The organism is Micromonospora sp. GCM10011541 (assembly GCF_042650725.1).
GTDB lineage: Bacteria > Actinomycetota > Actinomycetes > Mycobacteriales > Micromonosporaceae > Micromonospora > Micromonospora sicca.
Window position 1 is genome coordinate 23,612 of the sequence record NZ_JBHSBP010000035.1, and the last position, 18,455, is coordinate 42,066.

Below are 18,455 nucleotides of genomic sequence, written 5' to 3' on the forward strand. Positions count from 1 at the left end.
ATGTGCGATGACCGACGGCAAGAACGCACTCGCGCTGCTGTGGGACGAGGTCCGGCTGCTCGCCGAGCCAGTGCTGGCCGCGTACGACCCGTGGCGGCGGGCCCGGTTGATGCGCGCCCTCGGCTGGGACCTGGAGGCGGTCAGCGGCTTCGACGCCGCCCGCTTCGAGGAGTGGGCGGCCACCGTCGGGGAGGCGCTGGCCGCGGTGGCGGTGGTCCGCAACGATGCGAAGCTGGACAGCCTCGACGGGCTGCGCACCCTCGGCGAGGCGATCGGGAAGGTGTTCGGGCAGATCGGCGCGCTGCCGAGCGTGCAGAACGGGCTGCCGGACGTGCCCGGCCTGCCCGCGGAACTCGCCGACGACCTGGTCGACCTGCTGGTGCTGACCTACCTGCTGCGCCGGGCACCCTGGTCGATCCCGGTGCTCGACCTGCTCGGCCTGGTCGACCCGGCGGCCGCCAGCCAGCCCAGCGCGCCGATGCCGCCCGGGGACGCGCCGATCCGGCTTCCCCGCCGCCGCGACGAGCTGCACCTGGAACGCGTGGTCGACCTGGTCCGCGACCCCGGCGGCTACTTCCGCGAGCGCTACGCCCCGGCCGGCTGGGAGACGCCGGAGGGCGTCGCCGAGCTGTCCGCGCGGCTGCTGCCCCGGCTGGCCCGGGCGCTGCGGGCCCTGGGCCTCGACGCCGACCAGGGCGTACGCCCCGGCGTCGGCCCGGACCAGGGCGAGGTGGGCCGCCGGCTCGCCGACAGCCTGCTGCGGCTGCGCTTCAGCGGCCTGCGCACCCCGGGCGGGGCGGCGCCGCCCGGCGCCGGCCTGGCACCGTGGACGCCGACCTTCGGCGTCGGCGTCACCCTGGGCCTGGCCAGTTGGGACGGCCGGCTCACGGTGATCCTCGCGCCCACCGGCGAGGCCCACCTGGAGGGCTCGATCGGAGCGTGGAACGTCGCCACCGACCTCAGCGGCGCCGGGCCGGCCATCGCGGTCAACAGCGCGGGCGTGACGTTCAGCGGCGACGCGGCGGTGGTGAAGTGGGCGGCGGAGGTCGCCCGGATCGCCCCGGCCGGTCAGCCCGGCTGGATCTTCGGCTCCCCGAACGGCACCCACCTCGCCATCGGGCAGCTCGTCCTCGGCGGGAAGGCCAGCCTGGGCGCCGGCCGCGACGACGTGGAGCTGACCGTCCAGGCCGGCCGGGCCGAGCTGGTGGTCCGCCCCGGCGACGGCGACGGGCTGCTCGGCAAGCTGCTGCCCGCCGACGGGCTGCGGATCGGCCTCGACCTCGGCCTGGCCTGGTCGATGCGGGGCGGCCTGCACCTGTCGGGCGCGGCGGCGCTGGCCGCCGAGTACCCGGTGCACCTGTCCTGGCACGGCCTCGGCGTGCAGGGGCTGCGGATCGCGCTGACGGCGTCCACCAGCACCCGGGCGCTCAGCCTGGTGATCAGCACCACCGTCCACGCCACGCTGGGTCCGCTGCACGCCGTGGTGGAGAACATCGGCGTCAGCGCCGACCTGACCTTCCCGCCGGCCCTGCCGGCCGGATCCGGCGCGCAGGCCAGCGCCGGCAACCTCGGCGCGGCCGACCTGCGACCGAAGTTCAAGGGCCCGGACGGGGTCGGGCTGCGGATGGACAACGGCATCGTCTCCGGCGGTGGCTACCTCTTCGTCGACGAGCCCCGCGGCATGTACGCCGGCGTGCTCCAGCTCGGCATGACCTCCACCACGCCGCTGGCCCCGATGAAGGGGTTCCGGCTCCAGGCCACCGCCATCCTCAACACCCGCAACCCGGACGGCAGCCGGCTCGCCGAGGCCGACGGCACGCACACCTTCTCCCTGCTGCTGGCCGGCACGTACGAGTGGTTCCCCGGGCTGATGCTCTTCTGGGGCATCTCCATCACCGGGCTCGGACTGGTGGTCGGCTGGAACCGGCGGACCAACCCGGAGGAGGTGCGCAACGCCGCCCGCGCCGGCACCCTGGACGCCCTGCTCTTCCCGCAGGACCCGGTCGGCAACGCGCCCGCCGTGATCGCCACCCTCAGCCGGATCTTCCCGGTGGACACCACCGGCACCGTCCTCGGGGCGATGGTGCGGCTGAACTTCCTCGGCGGGCAGGTCGTCGCCGACCTCGCGGTGCTGGTGGAGTTCCCCGACCCGGTGCGCATCCTGCTGCTGGGCAAGCTGGTCATCGACTTCAAGGAGGCCGGGAAGTTCCGGCTCGACTCGGCGGGGGTCGTGGACTTCGCCCGCCGGGAGATCAGCGTCGACGCCGCGCTGATCGACTCCAAGCTGTTCGGTCGCCCGGTCTCCGGCGAGATGGCGCTGCGCGCCCGGTGGGGCGAGGGCCGCACCTTCGCCGTCTCGATCGGCGGCTTCCACCCCCGTTACCCGGCACCGCCGGGGTTCCCGCCCGTCAAGCGGTTCGCCATCGCGCTGCAGAAGTCCGGCAAGGGCCTCGGCCTCACGGCGTACCTCGCCGTCACCAGCAACACCGCGCAGTTCGGGGCGGAGCTGAAGCTGCACTTCGAGGGCGGCGGGTTCGTCATCGACGGCCGGGCCTGGCTGGACGTGATGTTCCAGTTCAAGCCGTTCTGGTTCACCGCCGAGATCGGCGCGACGGTGTCGCTGAAGTACAAGGACAAGGAGCTGCTGGCGATCAATCTGATCGTCGGGGTGAGCGGGCCCGGGCCCTGGCGGGCCTGGGGCGAGGCCCGGATCAAGTTCCTGTTCTGGGAGGTGTCGGCGAAGTTCTCCTGGACCGACGGGAAGACCGCCGCCGAGGACGAGCCGACGTACGTCGACGCCGGCGAGGCGCTGCGCGCGGCGCTGTCCACCCCGGACGCCTGGGAGGTCCGCCCGGCGCTCACCGCCGGCGAGCCGGTGACGCTGCGGGACCTGGCCGGCTGGACCGGACCGGTGCTGCTGCAGCCCGGGGCGCTGCTGGCGGTCCGGGAGAACGTGCTGCCGCTGGACACCGACCTGTCCCGGATGGGCACCTCCCGGATCAGCGGGCCGAACCGGTTCACGCTGACCACCGTGGACGTCGGGGCGGGCGACGAGAAGCTGGCCGGCCGGCTCGGCGACGTCGTCGAGGACGACTTCGCGCCCGGTCAGTTCCGGGACCTGTCGCCGGAGGAGCAGCTCACCACCCCCGGGTTCGTCCGGCTGGCGGCCGGGCGGACGGTCGCGCTGCCCGCGGACACCACGCTGCCCGCGGCCGACCTGACCACCTTCGCCGGCCTGGCCGACGACTCGGCGTACGACCGGATCGTCATCGACGACCCGGACGCCGCCGGACGACCGCTGCCGGCACAGCGAAGCCTGCTGGCCGGCGGGGGCGACCTGCTCGCCCGGTTCGCGGCCACCTCGCCGGCCGCGTTCGCCGGCAGCCGCCGGGCCGGCCCGGCCCGGTTCACCGGACCCGCGCTGGGCCTCGCCGACGCCGGGCCGGCGAGCGCCGGCTTCGCCACCGTTCCCGCGCCGCGCCGCGGGGCCGACGACACCGCGCGGACGGACGGCCGGCGCAGCGGGACGCTGCGCCGGGTGACCGTCCCGCGCCCCCGGATCACCGCCGTCGACCTGGAGGTCCGCTGACATGGGTGGCCTGCGTTTCCTGCCCTGGGTACGCGACGGCGTGGCCCGGGTCGTCCCCGACACCGACCCCCTCACCGGCGCCCTGCCGCGCGCCCGCGCGGCGGTGAGCCTCACCGTCACCGCGCTGGGCACCGAGACCGCGAACGGCAAGACCCGGCAGATCACCGGGGCCTCCACGGCGCTGCTGCACGGCCCCGGCGACGTGGTCGGCATCGACCCGCAGGAGATCATCCGCAGTTACCCGGCAGCGGGCGCGGAGAACGTCGAGGTGTCGCTGCTCGCCGCCGTCGAGTTCGACCGCCCCGACCTGCCCTGGCTGTACACCCCGGCCCGGCCCGACCCCCGGGGCGCGCTACGCCCGTGGTTGGTGCTGGTCGTGGTGCCCGTCGACGGGGGCGGGGAGCTGCGCACCGAGCCGGGCCAGGCGCTGCCCCGGCTCGCCACCACCGTGCGGCAGCTGCCCGCGCTGGCCGAGTCGTGGGCCTGGGCGCACGCCCAGGTGCTGGTCACCGCCGAGAGCGAGGACGTGGCGACGGTCATCGCGACCGCGCCCGAACGCACCCTGTCCCGGCTGCTCTGCCCACGCCGGCTCGCCCCCGGCACGGACTACCTGGCCGCGGTGGTGCCGGCGTTCGAGGCCGGGGTCCGGGCCGGCCTCGGCGAGCCGGTCGACGACGCCGGGCCGCTCGCCCCGGCCTGGGGGCCGGCGTCGGCGCACCCCGGGCCGGACGACCAGGTGCTGCTGCCCGCCTACCACCACTGGACCTTCCGCACCGGACCGGACGGCGACTTCGAGTCGCTGGCCCGGCGGCTGCGGGCGCGGACCCTCCCCGACGACGTCGGCCGGCAGCCGGTCGACATCGCCGCCCCCGGCGGCGGCCTGCCGCAGCTCGCCGACGAGGGCGTCGAGGGCCGGTCCGTGCTGGGCTTCGAGGGGGCCCTCGCCGCTCCCGGGATGACCCCGACGGTCTGGGCCGACGACGTGCGCCAGGCGTGGCAGACCGCCCTGACCGGGCTGCTGAAGCACGCCCAGGACCGGCTCACCCCGCCGCTGTACGGCGACCTTCACAGCCAGGAGACCCGGCTGCCCGCACCCGGCGTGGAGCCGCGCTGGCTGGCCGGGCTGAACCTCGACCCCCGCTACCGGGCGGCCGCGGCCCTCGGCACCCAGGTGGTGCAGCGCCACCAGGAGGACCTGGCGGCGGCAGCCTGGCAGCGGGCCGCCGAGATCCGGGAGGCCAACGAGCAGCTGCGCCGGGGGCAGGCCGCCCGGGACACCGCCACCGCCCTGTACGCCCGCCGCGTCGACCCCGGCTCCCCCGGCGCCGCGGTCGGCGACGACCGCCTCGTCGCGCTGACCCAGCCGGTGCACGACCTGGTCGAGGTGCCGGACGCCGGCCGTGGACTGCTCGCCGACGGCGGTGACCCGCTGGACCGGCGGCTGGACGCCAACCCGGGAGCGAAGGCGGCCACCTCGGCGCCGGTACGCCGGTTGCTGCGACCCCGCGGGCCGCTGGCCCGCCGGGTCGACGCCGACGCCGCGACGGTGGCGCTGGGCCGGCTCGCCGACGGCGCCAGCCCGGTGCCCGCGGCGCGGGTCCCGGCCGGCGGCGCCGTGCTGGACGCCCTGGTCAGCGACGGGCGCGGGGTGGGCGACCTGACCCGGGCGGTCATCGAGCAGGCGGCCGCGAACCCGTGGTGGAAGACCGGCGCCACGAGCCTGCGGGCCGCCGCCGGACCGACCGCCGCGCCGGCCGCCGACGACCCGGTGACCCGCGTGGTCACCAACGGCGGTGACCTGCTCAACGGGGACCGGTTCTTCGTCGGCGCGGCCGACGGCCGGCTGTTCGAGCGACGCCGCCTCGGCGGCGTCTGGGTCTGGCGGGACCACGGCACCCCGCCGAACACCGCCGTGGCGACCTCCGGCGCCGTCGTGCCACCCGACCGGGTGTACGTCCGCACCCGGGACAGCCGGCTCTTCGAGCGGCGCTGGGACGGCGACCGGTGGGTGTGGAACGACTGCGGCGCACCACCGACCGGCGTGCACAGCCGGCCGGTGGTCGGGAACGGCCTGATCCACCTGCTCGGCGGCGACGGCGCGCTGTGGCGCTTCGACCCGGGCACCCGGGGCTGGACGTCGCTGGGCGCGCCGGCGCTCGGCGCCTCGGAACGGCTGTGGGGATCGCCGCGGCCGTCCCTGCTCGGCGTCCTGGTCGCCACCACCGGCAACCGCCTGTTCGGCCACGACGGGCAGTGGCGGCAGATCGGCAGCGGGTCGCCCCCGGTCTGGGGTTCCCCCGCCGCCCAGCACCCGTACCAGGATCCGGCGGGCCGGGTCGGCATCTCGTACGTCACGCCCGACGGGCGGCTGGTGTCGCTGTTCGGCGACGGCTCGACGTACCTGCACGACCCGGCGCCGGACGGCCGACGGGTGGTCTCGCTGGCGCAGCACGCCGCGCCGCTGGGCAACGAGGAGGAGCTGGCGATCGTCACCCTCGCCGCGTCCACCACCAACCCCGCCGACGTCCGGCTGATGCGGCGCTTCCAGTGGTACCACGACGTGCACGAGCGCTACTACTGGGCGTGGGACTCGGTGACCACCGCCGTCCCGGCCGGCGGGCTCGGCCAGCACCGCCCCGGCCCACTGCTCGGCGACTCCCGCGACGGGGAACTCTTCGCCGTCACCGCCGACGGGCGGCTCACCTCGTTCCGCTGGGCATACCCGGCGATCGGCTGGATCGACCACGGCACCCCCCTCGACCCGCGCGGCGGAGGCCCGGTCGACGCGCCCGCGCCGGCGCACGTACGGTTCGCGCCGAAGGTCGGGCTGCTCGCCTCGCTGGTCTTCACCCACACCGTCACCCAGGGCACCGGCAGCCGGGCCCGGATGCAGGTCGGGCACCACATCGGCGACGACGGGGCGGTGCGGGAGGCCGCGCTGACCCCGACCGCGGACGGGCCCGCGATCCCGGTCGTCGCCCGGGCCACCGCCACCACCCTGGGCACCGTCCTCCCCACCGGCCGCCCCACCCTGGTCACCGCCGCCCTGCTGCCGGGGACCACGGCGGGCACCTGCCGGATCGCCTACTGGGTCGGGCGGGACGCGGACGCGAACAGCGCGGCGGCCGGCGGCTGGAGCGGACCGTACGAGCTGCCCGAACCGGTCAGCGGGGACGCCACCGGGCTGGACGTGGCCCTGGCCGACCTGGACGGTGACGGCCGCCCCGAGCTGGTCGTCGCGTACGCGGTGAGCCGGACCGGCGGCACCGACAACCGGCTCCACTACCGGATCGGCTGGCGGCTGGACGACAGCGGCCGGGTCAACGACGGGTGGACCGACTCGCTGCCCACCCCGATGCAGCTGGACCGGATCGGCGCGGTGGGCGTCGAGGTGGTCGACATGACCGGCGACCAGGTGCCCGACCTGTTGGTGTTCGCCACCGGCACGCTCGGCGGGACGCCGGTGGCCCGGTACCTCACCGGGCGTGCCCTCAACCGGCGCGGCCGGGTGGTCGGCGGCTGGACCGCACCCCGGGCGGTGCCGGACGAGGCGGCGACCGCCGGCGCGGACGGGGCCGGCGTGGCGGTGGCCGACGTGACCGGCACCCGCCGTCCCGACCTGGTGGTGGCCCGCCGCAACGGCGGCACCGTCACCTACCGGACCGGCTTCGACCTCGACCCGAACGGCGTCCCGGTGAGCTGGAGCGAGGCGGTGACCGCGACCGGCGGCGCCGACGCGGGCGCCGCCCGCGGCTGCTCCGTCGCGGTGGCCGACCTGCGCGCCGACCTGGTCGCCGACCGGGCGAAGATGGGCGACGACTTCATGGCCGCCGCCGCCCGCCACCAGGACCGGCTGGCCCCCGCGCAGGGCCTGGCCCGCGACCACCGCCCGGCCCCGGTCGACCTGGCCACCGCCGCGGCGGCGGTCCGCGAGACGGTACGCCCCGAGACCGCCGTCGCCGGTGAGGTGCTGGCCGGGATCACCCTCGGCGGCGGCGACCTGGTCGACGCCCTGCCAGACAGCGGCGACCCGCTGCGCCGGCTGCTCGCCGGCGTCACCTTCGACGTGCCCGCCTACGAGCTGCTGCGCGGGCTGTCCCAGGAACACGTGGTGCCGAACCTGCCGGCGGTCGCCCCGGAGACGATGACCGCGCTGGCCGCCAACCCGCGCTTCATCGAGGCGTTCCTGGTCGGGCTCAACCACGAGATGAGCCGGGAGATGCTCTGGCGGGAGTTCCCCGCCGACCCGCGGCAGACCTGGTTCCGGCAGTTCTGGGACGTCCGCGGCGCCGTGTCCGCCGGGGCCCCGCTCACCGACATCCCGCCACTGACCGACCCGGCCTGGCGCAACGGGCCGCTGGGCAGCCACCTGACCGCCGTCGGCGCTCCCGGCGAGCAGTCGCTGGTGCTGGTCATCCGCGGCGAGCTGCTGCGCCGGTACCCGTCCACGATCGTCACCATGCGGGCCGCCACCTGGACCGGACCGGAGGAACGGACCCCGACCGGGCCGGACGTCCTGCCGATCTTCAACGCCTGGCTCTCCCCCGACCTGCTGCTGTTCGGCTTCCCGTGCACCGCCGAAACGGCCCGCGGCGCCGCCCGGCAGGCCGACGGGCCCCCCGGCTGGTTCTTCCTGCTCCGGGAGCAGCCCGCCGCGCCCCGCTTCGGCGTGGACCTCACCGGCGACCCGCCGGCGCCGGACGCGGTGGTCTTCGCCGCCCGCCAGGGCCGCAACGCCGCCGACACCGCGTCGGCCGTCCTGCAACGCCCCGTCCTCCTGGCCCGCCACGCCAGCGACCTGCTACCGACGCCGGAGAGCCGATGAGCACCTCGTCGTACGCCGCCGACCGGCCGCCGCTGTCCGGCGCGCTGACCCAGACCCCGTGGACGCTGACCGCCGCCGCCCCGGCGGTCATGCTGCCGGTACGCCTGGAGACCCGGTTCGCCGGCGCGGCCCTGAAGATCCGGGTCTACCCCGACCAGCTCCACGTCGACGACCACGAACCGGGGCTGACCGCCGAGGAGATCGCCGCCGGGCGCGCGTACTGGGGTGAGGGGCAACCGGGCGGACCGGGCGGCACGCCCGACGAGGCCGCCTGGAGCGACCTGGTCCGCCGCTTCGGCGCGCCCCGCGCCGCCTGGATCGCCCGGGTGCTGGAGCCGGTCGCCGGCGTCTTCCCCGACCCGCTGACCCGCCCCGGCCCGTGGTGCGAACCGGCCCGGGCCCGGCTGCTGCCCACCCAGTGGTACGCGGTCGGCCGCACCGCCAGCGGCAAGCTCTTCACCGGCGGGTCGGGCACCGTCACCCCGGACCTGCCGGTCGGGCCGACCCCGCTGGCCGCCGACGCCGCCGGGACCTTCGGCGGGGACGAGGCACCCCCGGTCGACGCGGGGATGCGGTGGACCGTCGACTTCGCCACCGCAGTGGCCGCCGGCATGGCGTTCACCGTCACCGTTCCCGTCGACGCCAAGGGCCAGCCGGAGCCGGTGGAACGGCTGCTCGTCTTCGGACTCGACACCAGAACCGGACCGGCCGGGACCGCCCGGGCGCTGAGCCGCCTGCTGGAGGCGCACGCCGCCACCGACGGGCTCGCCTTCCTCGCCCCCGACGAACCGACCAACAACACCGGGAGCGCCACCCCGGCGGCCACCCCCACGGCGTCCCCGGTGACGACCGGTGACAGCGCCACGGCCGCCGCCGCGCCGGAAGCCGCCGCCGCCCTGGTCGCCGCCGCGCTGGGCGTGCCGCTGACCAGCGGGCCCGACGACGCGGTCTCGGCCGCCCGGCGGCAACCCGCCCGGGCCGGGGCGCCGACCGCGCTGGCCCGGGGCACCGGCGCCACCGGCATCGACCGGCCCACCGGACGGTTGGTCCGCCGCCTGCTCTGGCCGGCCAGCTTCGGCAGCCTGCTGCCTCACCTGCTCCCGGTGGCCACCCCGGCCGAGCGGGCCGCGGTGCGGGACCACTTCGTCGCCCACGTGCACGCGGAGGGGCCGCTGCCGACGCTGCGGGTGGGCCGCCAGCCGTACGGGCTGCTGCCGGTGGCCAGCCTGCGCGACTGGCACCCCGCCGGGCCGGGCGAGGCGAAGGCGGTCACGCTGCTGCACAACCTGTGGCGGGGGGTCTGGCTCCCGTCGCCCGTGCCGCGGATCGTCCCCGGGCTGGCCGACCCGGAGGGCACCCTGCTGGAGATCCTGGCCACCGACGCCCGGGTGCTGGAGGTACGGGCCCGGAGCATGCTCGGCAACGAGTACGTGAGCTGGCTGTGGCGCTTCGCCCGGCTGGGCCTCGGGCCGGACTGGCGGGAGCAGGTGGTCGAGCCGGCCCGGGACCTGCTCACCGCGCTCGGCCTGGGCGGCCCGACCGATCCCCGGCTGTCCCTGGCGGTCTTCGCCAAGCAGGCGTACGCGCTGGGCACGCCGCTGCTGGACGGGCCGGGCGAGCCCCGGGCCGACCGGGTGCGGGCGTACCTGGACGCCCTGGCCGCCGTCGGACTGCGCGGCGACGCGGTGCCGGTCAGCCCCGGCGACGGGCCGGTGCCGCTGTTCCACCGGCTGCTGCGGGCCGCCCTGATCGCCGAGCACTCGGCCGCCGCGGACGCGTTCGCCGCCGAGGCGGCCCTGCCGGCGGCGGCGGAGATCCCCGAGCCGGAACTGGTCGACATCCGGCCGCACGAGGTCACCCGGGTGCTGCGCCGGCGGCTCGCCGTACCCGTCCCGGGCACCACCGAGACGGTCGGCGGCTGGCTCACCGGCGCCCGCGACGACCCCCGGCAGGTCCGGGCCACCGCAGACCTGCGGGCGTTCCGGGCCGCGCTGGCCGGTCTGCGCGACGCCCTGGACGCCGGACTGTCCACCGCGGACCTGCACCGGCACGTGGCCGGCACGCTCGGGCTGGCCGCGCACCGGCTGGACGCCTGGATCACCTCGCTGGCGACCCGGCGGCTGGCCCAGCTCACCGCCGGTCCGCCGGCCGGTGTGCACCTGGGCGGGTACGGCTGGCTGGTCGACCTCAAGCCCGCGACGCCTCCCCAGCTGGTGGACCGGCCCGCCGACGTGCCGCCGGAGGTGGCCCCGCCCAAGCTCCCGGTCGCCCCGGCCGGGGCGGGCCACGTGCACGCGCCCTCACCGGCCCAGGCGGTCACCGCGGCGGTGCTGCGCAGCGCCTGGCGTTCGCACGGCGGCGACGACGCCCTCGCCGTCGAGCTCTCCTCCCGCCGGGTCCGCCTCGCCGAGCAACTGCTCGACGGGGTCCGGGCCGGGCAGAGCCTCGGCGCGCTGCTCGGTTACCGCTTCGAGCGCGGCCTGCACGACCACCCGGCCGGCCCGTGGGATCAGTACCTGCCGCTGTTCCGTGGGCTGGCCCCGGTCCGCGCGCACCGGGTCGACCCGCGCGAGGACGGCACCGCCACGGTCACCGCCACCGTCGAGTCGACGGCCGGGGTGGACGGCCTGGAGCTGCACCGGCTGCATCGGGCCGGTGCGCTCGACGCCCGGCTCGCCGCCCTGCCGGCGACCGCCCGCGCCGCCGTCGGGCAGGTGCTCGCCGACCTGGCCGAGGCCACCGACGCGGTGGCCGACACGCTGCTCGCCGAGAGCGTGCACCAGCTGGCGCTGGGCGACCTGAACCGGGCGGCGGCGGCCGTCGACGCCGCCTCCGGCGCGGCCACCAACCCGCCGGAGCTGCACGTCACCCGCACCCCGGTCACCGGAGCGACGGTCACCCACCGGGTGCTGCTGCTGGTGAACGTCGACGACCGGTTCGCCCGGCTGCGCCAGGACTGGCCGGCCGCCCGCGGCCACCACCCGCGCATCGTCGGGGCCGCCGCGGACGCCCTCACCGCGGTGCTGCTGCCGCCGTCCTGGCGGGTGTTCTGGCGGCTGCGCTGGCACGCCCCGGACGGGGTCACCGCCACGCCGTGGCAGCCGGCGAGCCTGGACCGGATGCAGAGCGCGGCGATCGACCTGCTGGCCGCGCCGCCGCACCCCGGCCGCCCGGACGACGCCGAGTTGGACCGGCGGATCGCCCTGGACGCCTGGGGACCGCTGTGCCCGGCCGGTGTCGGTCCGGACTGGACGCTGCAGCTGGACTACGACCGGGACCCGGGCTGGCCGGCCGAGCGGATCAGCCTCGCCGAGTTCCTGCACGCGGTGAACGTGCTGCGCGACCTGTACGGCCGGTCCCGCCCGGTGGTCGCCGCCGACCTCGGCCCCGACCCGGACGTACCGCCGCAGGTCGACGAGAGCGCCAAGGCGCAGGCCGACGAGACGTGGCAGACGACCCGGCAAACGCGCACCGCGCTGGCCGCGCTGCCCGAGCCCGACGCCGCCGGCTGGGACGAGGACGTCGCCCGGCAACTCCTCGACGCCGCCGCCGGCCTGGGCGTCGTCGGGGCCGTCCCGCCACCCCCACGTCCCGACGGCCCGCGGGCGGTCACCGACACCGCCGCCATCGCGCGGGGCGAACTGGACCGCCGGCTCGTCGCGCACTGCCGGGTGATCGCCGAGCTCCAGGACCGGACGCCGTGCCCGCCCGGGGCGTGCCGGTGCGACCCGGCCACCGATTTCGACCGGCCCGCGGCGCCGCCCGCGCGGCGGCGGGAGGCACAGATCGCCCGGATCCGGGCGCTGCTCGGCCCGGACATGCCGGTGTTCCCGCGGGCCACCGCGCCGCAGCCGGCGCAGCTGGCCACCGCGCTGGCCGCCAGCGACGCGCTGCAGGGCGGCTCACCCCATCCGGTACGCCGGTGGCTGTCCCGCTACGGCCGGGTCCGCCCCGCCGTCGGCCGGTTGCAGGAGGTGCTGACCAGCGCCGACGCGCTGGGGGCCGGGGGTGTGGTGCAGCTGCCCGCCACCGTCCGGGTGGCACAGCTGCCGTACGCCCCGGGCGACCGCTGGGTCGGCGAGGCGCCGCCGAGCGCCGGCACCCAGCCGCTGTCGCTGGTGGTCGTCGCACCCGGCGGGATCGACCCGACCCGCCCGGTGCAGGGCGTGGTGGTGGACGAGTGGACCGAGGTGGTGCCCGCCGGGCGGGCGCAGACCGGTCTCACCTTCGAGTACGACGCCCCGGGCGCCGCCGCGCCGCAGGCGGTGCTGCTGGGTCTCGCGCCGGAGGGGGCGGCGAGCTGGCAACCCGGCACCCTCGCCCAGGTGCTGGAGGAGGCGCTGGACCTGGCCGTGGCCCGGGCCGTCGACGTCGACTCCGTCGGCGCCGCCGGGCAGTTCCTGCCCGCCCTCTACTTCCCGACCAACGTCAACGAGAGCACCACCACCACGGACTTCGTGCCGGACGCGACGCTGACGCCGCAGGGCGGCAAGGAGGGGCTGTGACCACCGTCGAAGAGAAACTGACCGCCACCGACACCCCGTCGGTCACCACCTGGACCCGGCTGGAGCCGCGGACCCGCCGGGCCGACCTCGCGCCGGCGGTGGACGCCCGGGTCGCCGACCCGCTGTGGCTGCTGGCCCGGCAGTGGCAGCTCGGCGAGTTCACCGGGGAGGACGCCGGCTCGCCGGTGAGCGCCCGGGTGCATGCGCGGGCGGCCCGGTTCACCCGCTACCAGCCCGGCCCGTACGCCGGGGCGGTGCGGCTGCCCACCGGCGTGCCGTGGGAGGCGGTGGTGGAACGCGAACCGGCGGCCACGGCTGGTGACCTGCGCTTCGCCGTGGAGAGCGGCCAGCAGCTGCTGCGGCTGCTCGCCGCGGCCGGGGCCGGTGAGCTGGCCCCGCGGCTGTGCGACCGGTACCCGGTGCCGGCCACCCCGCCGGACGCCGCCTCGGCGGCCGACCCGGAGACCGTCGGCTACCTGCGCATCGCCGCCGGCCGGGTGCCGCACGGGGACCTGGCGCTGCGCGCCTGCGCGGAGGGCCGGTTCGTCACCGAGGCGCAGGTGCCCGCGGCCCTGCTGACCGCGGTCAACGGGGCGATCACCGAGTGGCTGACCTGGCTGGGCGTCCCGCCCCGGCCGGCCGGCCCACCGCCGGGCTACCTCCTGCAACTGCCGGCGGTGCTGGCGCCCGGCGCGTCCCGGCCCGCCGCGCCGCCGTGGCCGCCGGCCGACTTCACCCCGCTGTTCAGCACCCCCGGCCTGGAGGGGTCGGCGTGGCGGCGGGAGCGGATGGAGCATGACTTCGCCGTCGGCGCGCACGACGGCGAGGACGAGCTGGTGCTCACCGCCCACGAGTACGACGGTGACCGGCTGGACTGGTACCACTTCGACCACGAGCCGGGCAGCACGCTGGAGGCCCGGGCGGGGTTCGAGGACGTGGTGAAGGTGCTGCTGCCCACCCCGGTCGCGTACGCCGGCATGCCGTCCACCCGGTTCTGGGAGCTGGAGGACGCCCGGGTCAACCTGGCGGGCATCGGGGCCGGTGTCGGCGACCTGGCCCGGATGTTCCTGGTCGAGTACGGCCTGGTCTACGCCAACGATCACTTCCTGGTGCCGTTGGAGCTGCCGGTCGGCTCGGCCACCCGGATCCGCTCGCTGATCGTCACCGACACCTTCGGCGTACAGACGGTGGTGCCGGCCGCGGCGGAGAGCACCGCCCTGTTCCGGCCCGCCGGCGCGGTCGTCGGCGGCCGGGCCGACGTGCTGGTGCTGCCGGCCACCGCCGCCGTCACCCTGGACTCGGCCCCGGTGGAGGAGGTCCGCCTCGGCCGCGACGAGACGGCCAACCTGGCCTGGGCGGTGGAGCGCACCGTGACCGGCGCGACCGGCCGCCCCATCGACCGGAACGCCCAGGTCGGCCGGGCGGCGGTGCCGGACCGCCCGCCGGTCCCCACCGACGCCGACGTACCCGACCTGTCGTACGCGTTCGCCACCACGGTCCCGGAGAACTGGGTGCCGCTGCTGCCCGGGCCGACGGAGGACCGGCCGGACGTGGTGCGGCTGCGCCGGGTGCCGTTGCAGCAGCCGTCCCGCGACGGGGAGCCGGTCGCGGTGACCGGGCACAGCCGGCTGCTCGACTGGCGGGAACGGGACGGGCGGCTGGTGGAGCTGGCCTTCCCCGAGGAGGAGGTGCCGCGGGCCGGGAGCCGGGTGCTGCGCCGGTGGCAGCTCGCCCGCTGGGCCGACGGCTCGGTGCACCTCTGGCTCGGCCGCAGCCGGCAGGTCGGCGCGGGCGAGCTCTCCAGCGGCCTGCGCTACGACACCGTCCAACCGCGCTGACCATCCACCCGCGCCCGACACGATCAGCGGAGACCCTGATGACGATCACCTGGAAGAGGAACCTGCCGTTGCCGATGGCGCGGCCCCGGTACTACGACTACGAGTACCTGCGCGCCGACGACCTGACCCAGGCGCTGGACTATCTGCTGGCCCGGCAGAACCTGGCCGCCCGGCTGCTGCGCCCGACGGGTGTGGTGAGCGGCCTGGAGCTGACCCCGACCGGCAGCGACGTGACGGTCGGGCAGGGCGTGGCGATCGACGGCGACGGCCTGGTCGTCGTGCTGCCGGAGAACCGGCGGACCACGCTGCCCGGGGACGGCACGTTCGTCGTCTGGGTGGAGTACCACGAGTACCTGTCCGACCCGCGCGACGAGGGCGGGCTGGCCGCGGAGACCCGGTGGACCGAGGAGGGCCTGGTCAAGGTCAGCGCCACCCCGCCCACCGACCCCGCGCACGCGGTGGTGCTGGGCAAGGTGACCCGGGCCGGCGGCACGGTGACGGTGCAGCCCACCGGGCGGCAGGTCGCCGGGCTGCGGGTGCCGGTCGGCGCGATCGTGCCGGCCGTCGGCGCCGGTCCGCAGGCCGGCATCACCTTCCCCACCGACCCGGGCGGCGGCTCCGGCGACGAGGCGTACATCCGGTACTGGCCGTACGGCGGGGAGAACACGATCCTGCGGATCGCCAACAACAACGACCCCGACGACCTCATCGCGTTCACCCAGTACGGCGCGGACCGGCTGCGCATCGGCGGCGGCATGCTGCACCTGGGCAGCATGGAGGGCGCGGCGGTGACCGCCGGGCAGGTGGTCACCGCGCTCGGCTTCTGGGGACCGGGCGTGCAGCACGCGCAGCTGTCCTTCCGCGCCGGCCGGGGTTTCGAGCTGATCGACCGCAGCGCCGACGGCCCGGCGCTGGGCTACACCGAGGGCAGCAAGCCGTACGCCGACCTGGCGGTGAAGGAGCTGCGGGCGGCGAGCCTGCGCGGACGCGGCGGGCTGTCGCTGACCGCGGAGGGCGCCTACTCCGTCCGGGCCACCGGCGGGGTGACGGTGGTCAAGGACGCCACCGGCAACGGCGACCTGAGCGTGCAGGGCAACATGTCGGTGGCCGGGCACCTGACGCTGCCGAACTGGAGCTGGATCAACGGCGGCACCCGGCTGCACATCGGCGGCCCGGAGCGGCTGCACCTGCTCAACGCCGCCGGCGTGTACGTCGGCTTCGGCGGCGTCGCCGGCGCGGACAGCGGCAGCCTCTTCGTGGAGAACCGAAGCTCGTTCGGTGGCGACATGAGGGTGACCGGCAAGATGGTGGTCGGCCCGGCGACGCCCCCCCTGGCCTCCTGGAGCGGCGGCGGCATCAGCACCTTCGACCTGTTCGCCTCGGGCGCCATCTACCTCGGCGCCAGCGAGTCCAGTGGCTACACCATCAGCCTGAACGCCGGCAGCGGCGTGATCAAGGGCAAGTCGAAGCAGTTCGCCATCGACCACCCGCTGGACGCCCCGGACGCCACCGAGCGCCGGCAGCTCATCCACGCCGCGCTGGAGGGACCGGAGAACGGCGTCTACTACCGGGGCGAGGGGCGCCTCGAGGGCGGCGCCGCGACGGTCGAGCTGCCCGCGTACTTCGAGGCGCTGACCCGGCAGGACGGGCGCACCGTCCAGCTCACCCCGGTCTTCGACGACGACGAGCCGGTGTCCGCGCTGGCCGCGGGCCGGGTCCGGGACGGGGCGTTCCGGGTCCGCACGGTGGACGGTTCCCCGGCCTCGCACGCCTTCTACTGGGAGGTCAAGGCCGTCCGCGCCGACCTGGAACCGCTGGCCGTGGAGGTTCCGGCATGATGCCCACCGGTTGGTGCCCGGGTACCCGATCGGTGCCCGGCATGCTCGCCACGTACCCGCGGACGAGCTGCGTACGGATCTTCTTCGGACCGGGCGACGGGCTGCCCCCGACCGCCTGGAGCGACCAGCGGCAGCGGCTGGCGCAGGTGCCGACGGACGCCGACGTGATCGTCTCCCACAAGGACCCGGAGGTGGACGCCGCCGCGTTCGTGGCCGCCTGGCAGGCGACCGGGCGGACCGGGCGGCTCATCCTGGTCCCGCACCACGAGCCGGAGCAGCAGGCCGGCGGCGACCCCACCCCGGCGGCCTTCCGCCGGTCCTGGACCCGCACCCGGAGCCAGGTCGGCGACCACCCCGCCCGGCACGACGGCCGGTTGCGGCTCGCGGTCTGCTGGACCCTGCAGTGGGTACGCCGGGTCGACGCCGCCGGGCGGCGGGTCAACGACTGGCGTACCTGGTGGCCGGAGCACGAGTCGGACGCGGTCGACCTGGTCCTCGCCGACTGGTACCCCTACGACCCGAAGGCCCGCAATCCGTTCCGCCCGGCCGGCTACGAGGACCCGGCCGCCGCCCTGGCGATCATGGTGGAGCTCTCCGCCGCCACGGGCAGGCCGTGGGGCATCGCCGAGATCAACCATCCACGGATCACCCGGGCCGGCGACTTTCCGGCGGACCTGGATCCCGACGGCAGCCGCTGCGCGGACTGGTACCGGCGGATGCACGCCTGGGCGAAGGCGAACGGGTGCCAGGTGTGGTCGCACTACCACCGCGACGAGGGCGACCTCACCGACCGGACGGTGGAGCAGCACGCGCTGCGGGAGCTGATCGCGCAGGAGGCCACCGCGCCCCGCCGGCTCGCCCCGGCGCTGGAGACGCTGCGCGGCGAGATCGCCCGGCGCTGGCCGGGCGCCGACCGGACGGTCGTCGACGCCACCCACCACGTCGACCACCGGCCCAACACCCGCGGCAGCGTCGACGCGATCGACGTGAACGTCACCGGAGTCGACACGGACGTGCTCCTCACCGCGTTCCAACGCCACCCCGCCGCCGCGCTGTGGATCCACGCGGGCACGGCCGCCCGGGCCGACGACGGCTGGACCCGGCGGGCGTACGCCGGCACCGATCCCGGGGCGGGACGGCTGCACCTGGGCATCCGGCCGGCCGAGGCGGCGGAGCGGGACCCGCGGCCCTGGGGACTGACGGAGGAGAACGGGATGGACGCGAAACAGCTTCTCGCACTGCTGAACGACCCGGCGGTGGCCAGGCAGCTGCGGGCCCTGCCGTGGCAGTACATCGGCGGCGGCATCCCGCGCGGCATGTCCACCCTCGGGGTGCTCAACGAACTGGTGGTCACGGTCCGCGCGATCGGCGAGGTCGTCGCCAAGCAGAGCGCCGACCCGGCGGCCGTACGGGCGCTGCTGCCGGCGCAGCGCGCGGACGCCGAGGTCATGGCCGCGCCGACGAACGGGTCCGGCGGGGCGGTCGACCTGGACGCCCTCGCCGACGCGGTCGCGGCGCGGGTGATCGCGGCGCTGCCCCCGGACCCCGCCGGGCTGTCCCGGGCGGACCTGACGGCGGCCCTGCGGGACGCGCTGACCGGCCTGCCGGGCTGACCGGCCTGCCGGGCTGACCGGCCTGCCGGGCTGACCGGCCGACCCGAACCGGTGGGCTGATCGTCCGATCAGCCGGGCGGATCGCCGGCCGGTGGAACGCCCGAGGTCCACCGATCCGCCGGGCGATCCCGCCGGTCGGCGAACGGGCTTCTCGATCGGCGGCGCGCGGCGGCCGGCCGGGTCGCCGCGCCGCCGATAGCCGACTCATCCCTTGCCGCCGTGAGCTGCGGTTTCGACAGTGGACGCA

Annotated in this window: 6 protein-coding genes; all 6 read left to right on the plus strand. The window is 76.7% G+C overall.

All coding sequences use genetic code 11. The annotated features are described in order from the left end of the window. Window positions 1-7 precede the first annotated feature (7 nt). From ACFOYX_RS14135 to ACFOYX_RS14160, 6 genes are read left to right on the plus strand one after another with little or no spacing between them, the layout of a single operon-like run. Window positions 8-3,589, plus strand: a complete 3,582-nt coding sequence (locus tag ACFOYX_RS14135; RefSeq protein WP_322438845.1) for a DUF6603 domain-containing protein — start codon at window positions 8-10, stop codon at window positions 3,587-3,589. Window position 3,590: 1 nt separating this feature from the next. Further along, complete coding sequence (locus tag ACFOYX_RS14140; protein ID WP_322438846.1) at window positions 3,591-8,414, plus strand: hypothetical protein; 4,824 nt, start codon at window positions 3,591-3,593, stop codon at window positions 8,412-8,414. Then, a complete protein-coding gene (locus ACFOYX_RS14145) occupies window positions 8,411-12,919 on the plus strand; it encodes a hypothetical protein (protein ID WP_322438847.1) in 4,509 nt (1,502 codons plus the stop codon). The genes ACFOYX_RS14140 and ACFOYX_RS14145 overlap by 4 nt, the downstream gene beginning before the upstream one ends. Beyond that, complete coding sequence (locus tag ACFOYX_RS14150; protein WP_322438848.1) at window positions 12,916-14,757, plus strand: hypothetical protein; 1,842 nt, start codon at window positions 12,916-12,918, stop codon at window positions 14,755-14,757. The genes ACFOYX_RS14145 and ACFOYX_RS14150 overlap by 4 nt, the downstream gene beginning before the upstream one ends. A gap of 38 nt (window positions 14,758-14,795) precedes the next feature. Continuing rightward, window positions 14,796-16,595, plus strand: a complete 1,800-nt coding sequence (locus tag ACFOYX_RS14155) for a hypothetical protein (RefSeq protein ID WP_322438849.1) — start codon at window positions 14,796-14,798, stop codon at window positions 16,593-16,595. A 41-nt stretch (window positions 16,596-16,636) separates the two neighbouring features. Beyond that, window positions 16,637-18,208, plus strand: coding sequence for a hypothetical protein (locus tag ACFOYX_RS14160; RefSeq protein ID WP_322438850.1), 1,572 nt, complete (start codon window positions 16,637-16,639; stop codon window positions 18,206-18,208). Window positions 18,209-18,455 lie beyond the last annotated feature (247 nt).

Coding starts and splice junctions, on each gene's coding strand:
- ACFOYX_RS14135 (WP_322438845.1), top strand. CDS start 8: ATGACCGACGGCAAGAACGCACTCGCGCTGCTGTGGGACGAGGTCCGG.
- ACFOYX_RS14140 (WP_322438846.1), top strand. CDS start 3,591: ATGGGTGGCCTGCGTTTCCTGCCCTGGGTACGCGACGGCGTGGCCCGG.
- ACFOYX_RS14145 (WP_322438847.1), top strand. CDS start 8,411: ATGAGCACCTCGTCGTACGCCGCCGACCGGCCGCCGCTGTCCGGCGCG.
- ACFOYX_RS14155 (WP_322438849.1), top strand. CDS start 14,796: ATGACGATCACCTGGAAGAGGAACCTGCCGTTGCCGATGGCGCGGCCC.
- ACFOYX_RS14160 (WP_322438850.1), top strand. CDS start 16,637: ATGCTCGCCACGTACCCGCGGACGAGCTGCGTACGGATCTTCTTCGGA.